Below are 12,887 nucleotides of genomic sequence, written 5' to 3'. Positions count from 1 at the left end.
TCCCTGGAGCACTCTCGGGCGCGCTCATTGAAACAGCCATCTCGCGGCCCCCTCTAGAGTCGGGCCCATGGAACTGCGGCAGCTCACCTATTTCGTGACCGTCGCCGAGGAGCTGCACTTCGGGCGTGCGGCCGAGCGGCTGCATATCGTGCAGTCCGCGGTGAGCCAGCAAATACAGCGGCTGGAGCGGGAGTTGGGGGCCGAGCTGTTCGACCGGACGCCGCGCCGGGTGCGGCTCACCGCGGCGGGGGAGCGGCTGCTGCCGGAGGCGCGGGCCGTGCTGGCCGCCGCCGACCGGGCCCGCGCGGCCGTCGCCCCGCCGCCGGGGCTGAGGATCGGTACGAGCACGGGGTTGGGTGCGCATCTGGACCGGGTGCTCGTGGCGTTCGCGCGCCGTGCGCCCGAGGTTCCCGTCGAGCTCTTCTCGCTGCCGGCCGCCGAGCGGCTCGCCCGGGTCGCCGGAGGGCAGCTCGACGCCGCGTTCGTCCGCGCGGTCGAACCCGTGCCCGGCGTACGCGTGCTGCCCCTGTGGCCCGACCCTCTGGTCGCGGCCCTCCCCGCCACGCACCCCCTCGCCGGCCGGCCGGAGATCGGCGTCGGGGAACTGGCCGGGCTGCCCCTGACCCTGACCGAGCGCCGCAACAACCCCGCCCTCGTCGACCTGGTCGTCGGTGCCTGCCACGAGGCCGGGTTCGAACCGCCTCCCGGACCGGTGAGCGGCTCCCTGCAGGACACCCTCGCCACCATCGGTACCCGGCCGCTGTGGACGGTCGTCTACGCCTCCCACGCGCGCGTGCTGCACAGTCCCCGCGTGGCCTTCGTACCGTTCAAGGCCCCCGGCCTGGCCCTGTCGACGGGCCTCGCGGTGTCCGACTCGGCCGCCCCGCCGCACCTGGACACCCTGCTGCTGGCCTGCGGTGATCACGAGAACTGATCGCTGCGGTCGGGATCTGCTTCTTGGTCACGGACACCCGCCGCGATGAACTGGACTCACCCGAACGGAACATCACTCGAGGGAGTGCAGTCATGCCGATCGTCACCATCCAGCAGGGCCCCCGCGACACCGAGCTCAAGCGGGACCTCGTCAAGCGCGTCACCGACGCCTTCGTGGACGCGTACAAGATCCCGGCGGAGACCGTGCAGGTGTGGATCCACGAGGTGCCGGCGGACAGCTGGGGCGCGGCGGGCAGGCTCACCGCCGACAAGTAGCGCACACGTAGCGGGGCATGGATAGGGGGCGCTGCGAGCTGCTCGTGGTAGCTCGCAACGCCCCCTGGTATTTCCCCGAGGGGTGCTCGGGAGATCTCTCTTGTTACGAGTTGACCTGCGTGGTCACCAGGCTCGAGAAGGTCGTCAGCCGGGTGTACACACCCGGGTAACCGGCCTCCGCGCAGCCCTCGCCCCAAGAAGTGATCCCTGCCAGGACGCCCCCGATGAGCAGGGGACCGCCGCTGTCGCCCTGGCAGGTGTCTGTGCCGCCGGAGGTGTATCCGGCGCAAACCATGTCGGTCGCGACGTAGTCGGAACCGTAGGAGCTCTTGCAGCTGGAGTCGGACACGGTCGGGACGGTCGCGGTCCGCAGCTGGTTGGAGGAGCTGCCGTTCTCCGAGGTGGTGCCCCATCCGAGGATGCGGGCGGTGGTGCCTGCCGCGTACACCGAGGTGTCCGAGGACTTCACGTACGACGCCGTCGTGTACGGCATCGACGTCGAGAGCGTCAGGACGGCCACGTCGTCACCGTTGGTGGCGTCCGTGTAGTCCGGGTTGATCCAGATCTTGCTGACCTTGCTGACCGTGCCGTTCGTGCCGTTCAGATAGGTGCGGCCGCCGACGACCCGGACGCTGCTGGTGGTCTCGCCGACCATGCAGTGGGCGGCCGTGATCACCTTGGTGGCCGATACGAGGGTGCCGCCGCAGAACTGGTTCTGCGAGGCGTCCGTGATCTGCATGACGAAGGGGTAGGCCGTTGTGGTGGTCGTCGTGCCGCCCACGATGGGCTGAGGCGCGGCTGCCGCGGAAGGTGCGCCGAGCAGTGCGGTGGCGGCCGCGGCAGCGGTCGCCACGACTATGGCGGCGGTCTTTCTCGCACGGGTGAGCCCGAACATGAGTCTCCTCAGTGGGGTTGCCGGTGGGGGGTCGCGCGGGTGTGGGGGGTTGTGCACGGGGGTCGCGGGACCGACCCCCGTATGCCCGGGCGAGCGGCACGCCCTAACGCTAGGACCCGGAACGCCCTGCTCCCAATGAGGGAACCCCCTAAGGGAGTAGGGGAGGGAAAACCCTCGGTCCGGCTCAGTTAACCCGGGGTGCCGTCACTTCGCGCGGCGGCCTGCGGCCAAACGGACTATGTCCACCCGCGAACGGATCCCGAGCTTCCGGTACACCCTGGTGAGGGTCGCCTCGACCGTCTTCACGCTGATGAACAGGCGCGATGCGATCTCGCGGTTGGTCGCACCCTCCATGACGAGCGCGGCGACCTGTCGCTCCATCGAGGCAAGGCCTTCCAGGCCCTCTGACGCAGCAGGGGTGGCGATCGGTTCCACCGGATTCGCCACGGCCGCCTGCTCCACCTGGCGCACCCACGGCAGTGCCCGGCAGCGACGGAACAGCCGGGCCGCTTCGTCGTACGACGTCGGGCCCGGCCGGCCGGTGCGCAGCGAGGCCAGGGCGAACGCGGCGCGCGCCTCCTCCAGGCCGTAGCCCAGCTTGGCGAGCCGGTCCTGAACGGACGTCAGCTGGGCGATGGCGGCGTCGCGCTCCCCGCGCGCGGCCCGCACCAGCGCCTCGGCGCGGTCCAGGAGGGCCAGCACGCTCTCGCGCCCGAGCCGCAGCGCGTGTTCGCGCGCCACGTCGAGGAGTTGCTGCGCCTCGTCGACCTCGCCGATGCGGACGAGGGCCTCGGCGAGGTCGCCGTGCCAGCGGCCGCGCGCGGGGTCGGTGATGCCGAGGCCGTTCTCCAGCTCCCGGACCCGGCGCAGCGAGTGCACCGCCCCCTCGGCGTCGCCGGCCACCAGCTGGGCGTGCCCGAGCGCGGTCAGCCCCCGGGAGACGTACATCTGGTCGCCGACCTGCCCGGCCTGCTCCACGGCCTCGCGCGCCAGTGCCAGCGCCCGGTCCACGTCGCCGCCGGAGGCCTCGGCGAGGGAGTCGAGCACGGCGGAGGGAATCTCGCCGATGCCGGAGTCCCGGGCCAGGCGCATGCTCTCCCGGGCCAGGTCGAGGGCGCGTCCGCAGTGCCCGGAGCGCAGTTCGGTCTCGGCGAGCAGGCGCACGAAGTGCACCTCGCTCTCGACCATGCCGCGCCGCCGCACCTCACGCAGCAGCGCGCTGACCGTGGAGCGGGCCTCGGGCAGCTGGTCGCTCATGATCAGCCAGCGGTAGCGGGTCGCGCCCGCGCCGTTGTGGTGGCAGGCCACTTCGGGCAGCTGGGGTTCCTTCAGGGCGCGCTTGATGGTCGCGGGGGCGTCCGGGTGGCCCATCAGGGTCTCGGTCTGCGCCTGGAAGGCGAGCGCGAGGAGTTCCGTGCGCCGGTCGCCGGAGCGGGCCGCGAGCTCTGCGGCGTGCGCGGCCTCCTCCCGGCCGATGGCGAAGTCGCCCTCCACGACCAGTCCCCGCCAGGCCAGCTGGTAGTGGACCAGGGCGAGCAGGCCCGGGTCGTCGCCGGCGTCGGCCAGCACCTGCGGGTAGACGGTGTCGACCTCGCCGAGCGCCTGGCCCGCCGCCTCGATGACCACCATCCAGGCCCGCACCCGGTCCGCGGGTGCGGTGGCCCGGGTCAGCACCTCGCGCGCGATGTCCCGGGCGAGGTCCACCTCGCCGGCGGTGATCGCGTCCTCGGCAGCCTGCAGCCGGTGCTCGTCCGGGCCCGGGTCGCCGTCGGCCGGGGTGTGCCGGGCCGCGAGCAGCCCGAGCGAGGCGGCGACCGAGGGGGCCCCGCGGTCCCGGGCGAGGGCGGCGGCCTCGGCGAGACGGGCCGCGGCCTCCGGGTCGGTGCCGGTGGTCGCCAGGGCGAGGTGGCGGGCCCGCTCGATCGGGTCGGAGGCGGCGGTGGACAGCGCGGCGTGCGCGGCGCGCCGCTCCTGCGCGGGCGCCTCCGCGTACAGCGCGGCCGAGATCAGCGGATGCGCGAACCGTACGGCGGGGCCCTCGGGTTCCGTTGCCAGCAGCCCGAGTTCGGCCGCCCGGGCGGTCTCGGCCTCGGCGTTCTCCCGGCCGGCCGCGTGCAGCAGGGCCAGCGTGGGGCGGGCGCCCGCACTGGCCACGAGGAGGGTGCGCCGGGCCTCGTCGGAGAGCATCTCGAGGCGGTTCAGGACCAGGGCGCGCAGCGAGGTGGGCACCGGCAGCGGCTCACCGGGTCTCGGCGGGGTCGGGTTCTCGGCCAGGGCGCGGCCCAGTTCGAGTGCGAAGAACGGGTTGCCGCCGCTGGTGCGGTGAATGTCCCGGACGATGGAGCGCGGCAGGCCGGTGTAGCCGCGGTGGTCGAGCAGCGCGGAGACCTGGGTCCGGGAGAGCGCGCCGAGCCGAACGGCCAGGGTGTCGGGTGGCGACGCGCGTAGGTGACGGTCGTACTCCTGGCCCTCCGTGCGCACCGCGCACAACAGTTGGACGGGGGTGTCGCCCAGGCGGCGGGCGGCGAAGCCGAGGAGCTCCGCGCTCGCCGGGTCCAGCCACTGCAGGTCGTCGGCGACGACGAGGACGGGGCCCTTGGCGGCGAGCGCGCGCAGGGCGGAGAGCACGGCCAGGCGCAGCGCGAGCCCGTCGCGCTGGAGGGTGGACTCGCCGCGGCCGGTGAGCGCCGACTCCAGCGCGGTGCGCTGGGCGGCGGGCAGCTTGTCGGAGACCTCGTCGACGACCAGACCGAGGAGGTCGGCGAGGGCCAGGAAGGGGAGATGCGATTCGGACTCGGTCGCCGAGCAGCGCAACACGGTGCGGGCGGGTGTCCCATATTCGGATGCCAATGCCCGCAGTACGGTCGACTTTCCTATTCCGGCGGGACCGTGGAGCAGCACACTGCCGCCGCGGGCGAGCTGCTCACGCGCCGCGCCGAACGGCTCCTCCCGGCCGATGACCAGGTCGGGGCGGCATCTGGCAGGCTCCTTGAAGTCCCCTCGCACGGTCACCGCTCCCCTCCAAGTGTCGTGTCCGGACCAAATTCTAGGCAACGTCTCTTTGAAATTCGGACGGACGGCGTGGTGAGGGATATAACAATGGTGTTGCATGGGGAAATTCGAAGCTCGGCTGAATGAATAGACACTCCTCGGGGTGGTTGCCGAGAGCTACGGCAGCAACCCCGCCCGGCGCGCCGCGACCACCGCCTCCCCGCGGGTGTGCGCCCCGAGCCTGCGCATGGCGGAGCGCAGGTAGCCCTTGACCGTCTCGGCGCGCAGACCGAGCCGTTCCGCGGCCACCGCGTTCGTCGCCCCGGCGGCCACGCAGGCCAGTACGTCCAGCTCGCGCGGGGTCAGGCCGACCTCGTCGACCGGCGCCCTCGGGGCCAACAGCCCGCACACGCCGAGGAGTTCCGCCCGCAGTGCCGGGTCCGCGATCCGCGGTGCCAGCGCCCGCAGAGCTGCATGGGCCTCCCGCACCTGCTCCCGGGCGGCGCCCGCGGCGGGGTCCCGGGCGGGCTCGGTGCGGGCGGCCTCCGCCAGCAGACCGCGCGCCTCGTCCCGGACCGCCAGCGCCTGCTCCACGTCCCGCGCCGCCTCCATCGCCGCGCCCAGTGTGCGGTCACCGAGCGGCTGGGCCGTGCGCAGGGCGCCGTACAGGACACCGCGCACCCGGCGGCGTACGACCACCGGCACCGCGAGGATCGACCGCAGCCCCTCCGTGGCGACCGGGACGTCGTACTCGTGGCTGATCTGCTGGGAGGAGCTGTAGTCCGTCACGGCGCACGGGCGGGCGAGGGCGGCCGCGCGGCCGCCGAGGCCGTTGCCGGAGGTCACCGGGAGTCCGCTCAGGGCGGTTGTCGTGTTGCCGCTGAGTTCGCTGATGCGCACGTGCTGCCGCCCCGGCTCCACCAGCCCGCCGAAGGCCACCGGCAGCCCCGTCATGCGCCGCAGGCGCACCAGCGCGTTGCGTATCTCGACCGCCCCGGACGCGTCTGCTGTCACCTGCTCGCCCTTTCCCTGCAGCACACACCCCCGTTCGGGGGTAGTGAGACCTGCATCACGGATTACACGATGGCAGAGAGCCGCCCGGCAATGGTCCGGTACCGAGGAGGACGCAAGATGACGACGGCGACGGAGGCCTTCCGTAACGCGCGGGACTTCCTGCTGGAGCACCGCGAGGACTATGCGAAGGCATACGAGGGTTTCAGCTGGCCCCGCCCCGAGCGCTTCAACTGGGCGCTCGACTGGTTCGACGTCATCGCCGAAGGCAACGACCGGACCGCCCTGCACATCGTCGAGGAGGACGGCTCCGAGGTCCGGGTCTCCTTCGCGGAGATGGCCGAGCGTTCGGACCGGGTGGCGAACTGGTTGCAGGACCGGGGCGTCCGGGCCGAGGAGCGGATCCTCGTCATGCTGGGCAACCAGGTGGAGCTGTGGGAGACGGCCCTCGCGGCGATGAAGCTGCGCGCCGTGGTCATCCCGGCCACCCCGCTGCTGGGCCCCGCCGACCTGCGCGACCGCGTCGACCGGGGGCGCGTGAAGCACGTGATCGTACGGGCCGAGGACACCGCCAAGTTCGACGACGTCCCCGGCGCGTACACCCGTATCTCCGTCGGCGGTCTGCCGGAGGAGGGCTGGGAGCCGTACGAGGACGCGTACGCGGCGCCCGCCGAGTTCCTCCCGGACGGGCCCACCCTCGCCGACGACCCGCTGATGCTGTACTTCACCTCGGGCACGACCGCCCGTCCCAAGCTGGTCGAGCACACGCACACCTCGTACCCGATCGGCCATCTGGCGACCCTGTACTGGATCGGCCTCAAGCCCGGCGACGTGCACCTCAACATCTCCTCGCCCGGCTGGGCCAAGCACGCCTGGTCGAACCTCTTCGCGCCGTGGAACGCGGAGGCGACCGTCTTCCTTTACAACTACACACGCTTCGACGCGTCCCGGCTGATGGCGGAGATGGACCGGGCGGGGGTCACGACCTTCTGCGCGCCGCCGACCGTCTGGCGCATGCTCATCCAGGCCGACCTGACCCAGCTGCGTCGCAGGCCGCGCGAGGCCGTGGCCGCCGGGGAGCCCCTGAACCCCGAGGTCATCGAGCAGGTCCGACGGGCCTGGGGGGTGACCATCCGGGACGGCTTCGGGCAGACCGAGACGGCCGTGCAGGTCGCCAACAGCCCGGGACAGCCGCTCAAGACCGGCTCGATGGGGCGGCCGAGCCCGGGCTACAAGGTCGAGCTCCTCGACCCGGTGACGGGCGCGCCCGGTGCCGCCGAGGGCGAGATCGCCCTCGACCTGTCGGCGCGTCCGGTCGGCCTGATGACCGGCTACCACGGCGACCCGGACCGTACGGCGGAGGCGATGGCCGGCGGCCACTACCGCACCGGGGACGTCGCCTCGAGGGACGAGGACGGATATCTGACGTACATCGGACGCAGCGACGACGTCTTCAAGGCGAGCGACTACAAGATCTCCCCGTTCGAGCTGGAAAGCGCCCTGCTGGAGCACGAGGCGGTGGCCGAGGCGGCCGTCGTGCCCGCCCCGGACGAGCTGCGCCTCGCCGTGCCGAAGGCGTACATCGTGCTCGCCGAGGGCTGGCAGCCGGGCCCCGACACCGCGAAGGTGCTGTTCGAGCACTCCCGTGAGGTCCTCGCCCCGTACAAGCGCATCCGTCGCCTGGAGTTCGGTGCCCTGCCCAAGACCGTCTCCGGCAAGATCCGCCGCATCGAGCTGCGCGAGGCGACGGCCGCGGGTTCCGGGAACGAGTACCGCGAGGAGGACTTCCGGTGACCTCAAAATCGTCGTACACGCACGGCACGAGCGACACGACCCTGCTCGGCGACACGATCGGCGCCAACCTCGACCGGGCCGTCGCCGCCTGGCCGGACCGCGAGGCACTCGTCGACGTGCCCTCCGGACGGCGCTGGACCTACGCCGAATTCGCCGCGGACGTGGACGAGTTGGCGTACGCACTGCTCGCGAGCGGCGTCGTCAAGGGCGACCGGGTCGGGATCTGGGCGATCAACTGCCCCGAGTGGGTGCTGGTCCAGTACGCCACCGCCCGCATCGGCGCGATCATGGTGAACATCAACCCGGCCTACCGCACCCACGAGGTCGAGTACGTCCTCGGCCAGGCCGGGATCTCCCTGCTGTTCGCCTCCCTGAGCCACAAGACGAGCGACTACCGGGCGATGGTCGACCAAGTGCGCGGCAAGTGCCCGCAGTTGAGGGAGACCGTCTACATCGGCGACCCGAGCTGGGACGCGTTGATCGCCCGCGGGACCCCGGCGCCGTACCCGGACCTGTCCTGCGACGACCCGATCAACATCCAGTACACGTCGGGCACGACGGGCTTCCCCAAGGGGGCGACCCTCTCCCACCACAACATCCTCAACAACGGTTACTTCGTGGGCGAGTTGATCGCCTACACGGAGCAGGACCGGATCTGCATCCCGGTGCCCTTCTACCACTGCTTCGGCATGGTCATGGGCAACCTCGCGGCCACCTCGCACGGCGCCTGCATGGTCATCCCGGCCCCGTCCTTCGACCCCGAGGCCACCCTCGAAGCCGTCCAGCGGGAACGCTGCACCTCCCTGTACGGCGTCCCGACCATGTTCATCGCGGAGTTGAACCTCCCCGACTTCGCGACGTACGACCTCTCCTCCCTCCGCACCGGCATCATGGCGGGTTCGCCCTGCCCGGTGGAGGTCATGAAGCGGGTCGTCGGCGAGATGAACATGGCCGAGGTGTCGATCTGCTACGGCATGACGGAGACCTCGCCCGTCTCCACCCAGACCCGGCGCGACGACGACCTCGAACACCGCACCGGCACCGTCGGCCGCGTCCTGCCGCACATCGAGGTGAAGATCGTCGACCCGGCGACCGGAGTGACCCAACCCCGGGGCGAGGCAGGCGAGTTGTGCACCCGCGGCTACAGCGTGATGCTCGGCTACTGGAACGAGCCCGAGAAGACCGCCGAGGCCGTCGACCCCGGCCGCTGGATGCACACCGGCGACCTGGCGATGATGCGCGAGGACGGTTACGTCGAGATCGTCGGCCGCATCAAGGACATGATCATCCGCGGCGGCGAGAACATCTACCCGCGCGAGATCGAGGAGTTCCTCTACGGCCATCCGAAGATCCAGGACGTCCAGGTGGTCGGCGTACCCCACGAGAAGTACGGCGAGGAGGTCCTCGCCTGCGTCATCCCGCGCGACCCGGCCGACCCGCCGACCCTGGAGGACGTACGCGCCTTCTGCGAGGGACAGTTGGCGCACTACAAGGTGCCGAGCAGGGTGCGGATCCTGGAGGCCTTTCCGATGACGGTGTCGGGGAAGGTGCGGAAGATCGAACTGCGGGAGAAGTACGGCGTGTGAGCACGACTGCGGGTGACTCGGCCGGGGCTCAGGCCCCGGTCGAGTCGAGTTCGTCCGCCAGCTGGTTCACCGGCTGTGGCGTGCCCGTCAGGTCCAGGACGAAGAGGGGGACGCCCAGGGAGTCGGCGCGGGTGCGGGCGTCGGTGGCGTAGCCGGCCAGGGAGAAGTAGACGCAGCCCGACGACTCCGTCATGGCCGTCAGCCACAGGCACTCCACGTCCCGCAGTGAGGCAGGGCGCACGGTCGGGTCGACCTGGGCCAGCAGGCCGCGAGCGGCGATGCCGATGCCGGACGGCGGCCGCTGGTCGGCGCGGCGGATGTCCCGGTAGCCGAGCCAGCGCAGATATACGGCGGCGGCCGTCACCGCGTCCCTGGCGGTGCGGATGGTGACGGGCTGGAACGGCCGGCGGCGCTTCGCCGGACGGGCGGCGCCCTCCGCGTCGGTGTCCGTCCCGGCCACCGCGATCCGCAGCACCGTCCCGCACGGGCAGCCCAGCTCCGGGCGCGGCCACTGGTCCCGGCGGCCGCAGGAGCCGCACCGCAGCGTGACCCAGTCCTCCGCCCAGGCACGCTGTGTGACCGCCGTCGCGCTTCCGTGCCGGTCGAGCGGCGGGGCGACGGGTGCCCCGCACACGCACGGATACGACGGCGCCGCGTAGAGGTGCTCGCGCCGGCAGGCCGGACAGCGCACCGAGACGCTCTCGGACATGGCCCACATCGTCCTCCAGCGGACCCCCGCTTGTCCTTCTCTTGACGGCCTTCCCTCACCCACTTACATTGCTTCCAGATAGTAGAAAACAGTTTCCGCAATACGGAAGTCCAGCACGGAAGTGGCGCGGAAGCGATCAGGGAAGTCGACACGGAAGAGCTCACCGCGGGGCGCGACGGGAGTGCGAATCCGACAGCCGAAGCAGGAGTACTCGATGGCACGTATGACCGCTGCCCGCGCGGCAGTTGAGATCCTCAAGCGCGAGGGCGTCACCAACGCGTTCGGTGTGCCCGGCGCGGCGATCAACCCCTTCTACGCGGCGCTCAAGGCCTCCGGCGGCATCAACCACACCCTTGCCCGCCATGTCGAGGGCGCCTCGCACATGGCCGAGGGCTACACCCGCACCCACCCGGGCAACATCGGCGTCTGCATCGGTACGTCCGGCCCCGCCGGCACCGACATGATCACCGGTCTGTACTCCGCCATCGGCGACTCCATCCCGATCCTGTGCATCACGGGCCAGGCCCCGACCGCCGTGATCCACAAAGAGGACTTCCAGGCCGTCGACATCGCCTCGATCGCCAAGCCGGTGACGAAAATGGCGGTCACGGTGCTCGAGGCCGCCCAGGTTCCCGGCGTCTTCCAGCAGGCCTTCCACCTCATGCGCTCCGGGCGTCCCGGCCCGGTCCTGATCGACCTGCCGATCGACGTCCAGCTCACCGAGATCGAGTTCGACCCGGAGACGTACGAGCCGCTCCAGGCGTACAAGCCGGCCGCGACCCGCGCCCAGATCGAGAAGGCGATCGGGCTGCTGAACGAGTCCGAGCGTCCGCTGATCGTCGCCGGCGGCGGTGTCATCAACGCCGACGCGGCCGAACTCCTCGTCGAGTTCGCCGAGTTGACGGGCACTCCGGTCGTCCCGACCCTGATGGGCTGGGGCCTCCTGCCCGACGACCATGAGCTGAACGCCGGCATGGTCGGCCTGCAGACCTCGCACCGCTACGGCAACGCGACCTTCCTGGAGTCCGACTTCGTCCTCGGCATCGGCAACCGCTGGGCCAACCGCCACACCGGCAAGCTCGACGTCTACACGGCCGGCCGCAAGTTCGTCCACGTCGACATCGAGCCGACCCAGATCGGCAAGATCTTCGCCCCGGACTACGGCATCGCGTCCGACGCGAAGGCTGCCCTGGAGCTCTTCGTCGAGGTGGCAAGGGAGTCGAAGGCGGAAGGCAAGCTGCCCGACCGCTCGGCGTGGGCGGCCTCCGCGCAGGAGAAGAAGGCGACGCTCCAGCGCCGTACGCACTTCGACGACATCCCGATCAAGCCGCAGCGCGTCTATGAGGAGATGAACAAGGCCTTCGGCCCGGAGACCCGGTACGTCTCCACCATCGGCCTCTCGCAGATCGCCGGCGCCCAGATGCTGCACGTCTTCAAGCCGCGGCACTGGATCAACTGCGGCCAGGCGGGCCCCCTCGGCTGGACCATTCCGGCCGCGCTGGGCGTCGCCAAGGCCGACCCGGAGGCGCAGGTCGTCGCGCTGTCCGGCGACTACGACTTCCAGTTCATGATCGAGGAGTTGGCGGTCGGGGCGCAGCACAGGATCCCGTACGTCCACGTCCTGGTGAACAACTCCTACCTGGGCCTGATCCGCCAGGCGCAGCGGGCGTTCGACATCGACTTCCAGGTCAAGCTGGAGTTCGAGAACATCAACTCGCCGGAGCTGGGCGTCTACGGCGTCGACCACGTCAAGGTCGCCGAGGGCCTCGGCTGCAAGGCGATCCGGGTGACCGACCCGGCCGAGCTGGGCGCCGCCCTCGAGCAGGCCAAGAAGCTCGCGCAGGAGTACCAGGTCCCGGTCGTCGTCGAGGCCATCCTGGAGCGCGTCACCAACATCTCCATGTCGACCACCAACGACATCAGCAACGTGGTGGAGTTCGAGGAGATCGCGACCGAGCCGGGGCACGCCCCGACGTCGATCAGGACGCTGAAGGTCTGACCCGGCCGACAGCTGAGGGGCGGTCCAACCTGCTGGTTGGACCGCCCCTTTCGCGTGCCCGGCTCCCAGGAGCCGTCCCCCGTTTCCCCCGTTCCCCCGTCATGGGGCCCGCCGCCCCCGTGTCGGCGGGCCCCATGTGACGTGAATATGCCCGCGGGCGGGGGCGGCTGAAGCCTCTTGAACCATGTTCAGAGCTGGATTTGAGGTTTGCGTAGACGTCCTACGTCCCCGGGCGTACGTGCCGTTGGTCCACGCGCCAGGCGTACGTACGTGGTCACGACCCCTCGTGGTGTTCCGACAGCCCCGGCCAGTCGTCCGGGCCGCCGCCCTGCCACTCGATGAGGTCGCTCTCCTCCACGTCCGTGACGTACAGGTCGGCCAGGCGCAGGATCTCGCTGACGTCGTCGACGTGCGTGGCGATCCCCAGCGTCTCGTCGCCCTCCGTGACCCGCCGGGAGCCGTCCAGGGCCGGCGAGTGCACCACGATGTGCGGATGCTCCGTTGGATGTGCCATGCCTTCAGCGTCCTGCGGGCCGCGCCGATCCGCACCCCCACGAACGCCGAGAAGCGGGGGGGGGGGGGGCGGGCCCCCCCCCCCCCGCCCCCCCCGGGGGGGGGGGGGGGGGGGGCCGCCCGCGCGGGGGGGGGGGGGGCGCCCCGGCCGGGGCGCCCCCCCCCCGGGGCGGGCGAACC

10 protein-coding genes are annotated in these 12,887 nt (G+C 71.4%); 5 read left to right on the top strand and 5 right to left on the bottom strand.

Annotation, left to right across the window (positions count from 1 at the left end; translation table 11 throughout):
* Nucleotides 1-67: 67 nt before the first annotated feature.
* On the top strand, nucleotides 68-934 hold the full coding sequence (locus ACFY1L_RS14050; RefSeq protein ID WP_388822956.1) for a LysR substrate-binding domain-containing protein: 867 nt from the start codon (nucleotides 68-70) through the stop codon (nucleotides 932-934).
* A 71-nt stretch (nucleotides 935-1,005) separates the two neighbouring features.
* Nucleotides 1,006-1,209 carry a 4-oxalocrotonate tautomerase DmpI gene (gene dmpI / locus ACFY1L_RS14045; protein WP_388824009.1) on the top strand — a complete coding sequence of 68 codons (204 nt, stop codon included), beginning with the start codon at nucleotides 1,006-1,008 and terminating at the stop codon, nucleotides 1,207-1,209.
* A 103-nt stretch (nucleotides 1,210-1,312) separates the two neighbouring features.
* Here dmpI and ACFY1L_RS14040 read toward each other — a convergent pair whose 3' ends face one another.
* From ACFY1L_RS14040 to ACFY1L_RS14030, 3 genes are all read right to left on the bottom strand, one after another.
* The gene (locus tag ACFY1L_RS14040) at nucleotides 1,313-2,104 is read right to left on the bottom strand and encodes a S1 family peptidase (protein WP_388822955.1); all 792 of its coding nucleotides are present in this window, start codon (nucleotides 2,102-2,104) and stop codon (nucleotides 1,313-1,315) included.
* A gap of 204 nt (nucleotides 2,105-2,308) precedes the next feature.
* Nucleotides 2,309-5,116 carry an ATP-binding protein gene (locus ACFY1L_RS14035; RefSeq protein WP_388822954.1) on the bottom strand — a complete coding sequence of 936 codons (2,808 nt, stop codon included), beginning with the start codon at nucleotides 5,114-5,116 and terminating at the stop codon, nucleotides 2,309-2,311.
* Nucleotides 5,117-5,272: 156 nt separating this feature from the next.
* Nucleotides 5,273-6,109, bottom strand: coding sequence for a response regulator transcription factor (locus ACFY1L_RS14030; RefSeq protein ID WP_388822953.1), 837 nt, complete (start codon nucleotides 6,107-6,109; stop codon nucleotides 5,273-5,275).
* A 117-nt stretch (nucleotides 6,110-6,226) separates the two neighbouring features.
* Here ACFY1L_RS14030 and ACFY1L_RS14025 point away from each other — a divergent pair, with 117 nt between their 5' ends.
* Together ACFY1L_RS14025 and ACFY1L_RS14020 are read left to right on the top strand one after the other, a co-directional pair.
* On the top strand, nucleotides 6,227-7,900 hold the full coding sequence (locus tag ACFY1L_RS14025; protein ID WP_388822951.1) for an AMP-binding protein: 1,674 nt from the start codon (nucleotides 6,227-6,229) through the stop codon (nucleotides 7,898-7,900).
* A complete protein-coding gene (locus tag ACFY1L_RS14020) occupies nucleotides 7,897-9,486 on the top strand; it encodes an AMP-binding protein (RefSeq protein WP_388822949.1) in 1,590 nt (529 codons plus the stop codon). Before ACFY1L_RS14025 ends, ACFY1L_RS14020 begins: the two co-directional genes overlap by 4 nt.
* Nucleotides 9,487-9,514: 28 nt before the next feature.
* On the opposite strand, the gene ACFY1L_RS14015 is transcribed toward ACFY1L_RS14020, so the two are convergent.
* Entirely contained in the window at nucleotides 9,515-10,204 is a 690-nt protein-coding gene (locus ACFY1L_RS14015) for a hypothetical protein (RefSeq protein WP_388822947.1), read from the bottom strand.
* 205 nt (nucleotides 10,205-10,409) lie between these two features.
* Between ACFY1L_RS14015 and gcl the strand changes: the two genes are divergently transcribed.
* Nucleotides 10,410-12,194, top strand: a complete 1,785-nt coding sequence (gcl, locus tag ACFY1L_RS14010; RefSeq protein ID WP_388822945.1) for a glyoxylate carboligase — start codon at nucleotides 10,410-10,412, stop codon at nucleotides 12,192-12,194.
* Between the two features lie 274 nt (nucleotides 12,195-12,468).
* Here the strand turns inward: gcl and ACFY1L_RS14005 are convergent, their stop codons facing one another.
* Nucleotides 12,469-12,708: a hypothetical protein gene (locus ACFY1L_RS14005; RefSeq protein WP_388822943.1), complete on the bottom strand. Its 240-nt coding sequence runs from the start codon at nucleotides 12,706-12,708 to the stop codon at nucleotides 12,469-12,471.
* Between the last annotated feature and the right edge of the window lie 179 nt (nucleotides 12,709-12,887).

The organism is Streptomyces sp. NPDC001663 (assembly GCF_042893105.1).
Taxonomy (GTDB): Bacteria; Actinomycetota; Actinomycetes; order Streptomycetales; family Streptomycetaceae; genus Streptomyces.
The sequence above is the reverse complement of the archived record's forward strand: the minus strand, read 5'-3'. Positions and strand labels throughout refer to the sequence as shown.